2 protein-coding genes are annotated in these 1,658 nt (G+C 57.0%); one reads left to right on the top strand and one right to left on the bottom strand.

Annotated elements, in window-relative coordinates:
* Window positions 1-837 (top strand): tetratricopeptide repeat protein (locus WA354_RS23615; protein ID WP_472815479.1); only part of this gene is annotated, 837 nt, incomplete at its 5' end.
* 15 nt (window positions 838-852) lie between these two features.
* Here the strand turns inward: WA354_RS23615 and WA354_RS23610 are convergent.
* Window positions 853-1,068 (bottom strand): hypothetical protein, encoded by a 216-nt coding sequence (locus tag WA354_RS23610; RefSeq protein WP_472815478.1) that lies wholly within the window; start codon window positions 1,066-1,068, stop codon window positions 853-855.
* Window positions 1,069-1,658 lie beyond the last annotated feature (590 nt).

Below are 1,658 nucleotides of genomic sequence, written 5' to 3'. Positions count from 1 at the left end.
CTGCTCAACAGTGCGCCGCCCAATTCACCTGAAGCAATGCGCTATACGATTCTCCTCGGCATGTCCCACTACGGTCTCGGCCAATACGAGCAAGCGGCGCCGTACCTGAAAACCGCCGCCGCGGCCGATCCGCAGAACCTGCCCATTCGTCTTGCTCTCGCGCACAGTTATCTCTGGTCAAAGCAGTACAACAAGGTCCTCGACGTCTACCACGAGATCCTCATCCTCAACCCCGATTCCGCCGAAGCCGACATGCTCGCCGGCGAAGCCCTCGACGAAATGAAAGACACCTCCGGCGCGATCGATATGTTCCGCAAAGCCGCTAAAGCCAGTCCCAACGAGCCCGATGTGCACTTCGGCCTTGGCTACCTGCTCTGGACCCAGAAGCAGTATCCCGAAGCCATCAAGGAGTTTCAGGCGGAACTGGCCACCGACCCAAATCACGCGCAGTCCCTGCTCTACACCGGCGACGCCTACATCCAGATGAATCAGTACACCGATGCCGCGCCGCTGCTTGGAAAGGCAGTCAAGCTCGATCCGTCAATCGAGCTCGTGCACCTCGACCTTGGCATCCTCGCCGCCAACGAAGGACGCAACGACGATGCGCTCCGCGAATTCCTCATTGCGGAAAAGCTCAATCCTAATGATGTGAACGTGCACTGGCGCCTCGGCCGCCTCTACCGCACCATGGGCAGAAAAGAAGAGGCCAAGATCGAGCTCGACAAGGCCAGCAGCATCACCCGCTCCGCTGACCAGGAACTCTACAAGAAAATTTCAGGTGGACAGGCCAAGCCGGCAGACGCTCCGCCGCCTTCTTCGGGTCCCACGAACAAGTAGAAGGGTGAAGGGTGCTTAATTCCGGTGAGCGTGAGCCTCCGTCGCTGCCTTCGCGGCGAGAAGCTCTGAAAGCGCCCTCTCCGGGCAGACGTGGTGTGCCTCGATCAGTTCCAGGTCCTCTTTCGTCTCCACGGCCGTTGCGACCGTCATAAAACAATAGAGGCAGCGCGTATTGTAGGTGCCGTTTTCGTTTTGCGTTTCGCTGTACATAACTGCCGTCCACCTGCTCATAAGCAAGTTTCTCGATACTACGCATCCAACAAATCGAAAAAACGTGACCGACATCACTCCCGCGTGTGAGAAGTAACCAGAAATGAAGGTCCCCCCGCGACACCAATTCCGGCACAGAGTTCTGCTACCCCGCGCGCTGTCATCCTGAGCAAAGTTTGGAAGTCCGGAAAATCTTGGCCACTCGAAACGTCAGCATGCGCCCGGAACTCGAGAAGGCGCCACAAATTGGGCTGAGTAGGTGCATAGTCTGTTGAGGTATTTAAAATTGCAGGAATACTCAGATAGACCGCTCAGGACGGACTCACATGGCCGGGCCAGGTCTTCGGTGCGCCTTCCAGCACCGTCAGCACTTGCTGGGCGAAGTCGATGGAAGCGGAAGCGCGGGTTGTTCGTGAAGTCTCCGATTTAAGGGAAGGCAATGAATGACAGGAAGAGGCATTGTAAAGACGAGTTCGTACGTCGGGTCAGTGATTGTTGCAGCATCCGCCTTAATATTTGGCAACCTGACCGCACCGCCACTGCTTGCTTCCGATTCTGTCCATCCTGCAGAAATCCGAGAAGTCGGTGTTCCGGGCACTCACCCGCTGGAT

This window comes from Occallatibacter sp., from assembly GCF_049802275.1.
Classification (GTDB): domain Bacteria; phylum Acidobacteriota; class Terriglobia; order Terriglobales; family Acidobacteriaceae; genus Telmatobacter.
Note: the sequence above shows the minus strand (reverse complement) of the source record. Positions and strands in the feature narration are given on the sequence as shown.

What these genes read in the sequence shown, in the direction of transcription:
- WA354_RS23610 (WP_472815478.1), bottom strand. Translation starts at nt 1,068, where the DNA reads ATGAGCAGGTGGACGGCAGTTATGTACAGCGAAACGCAAAACGAAAAC.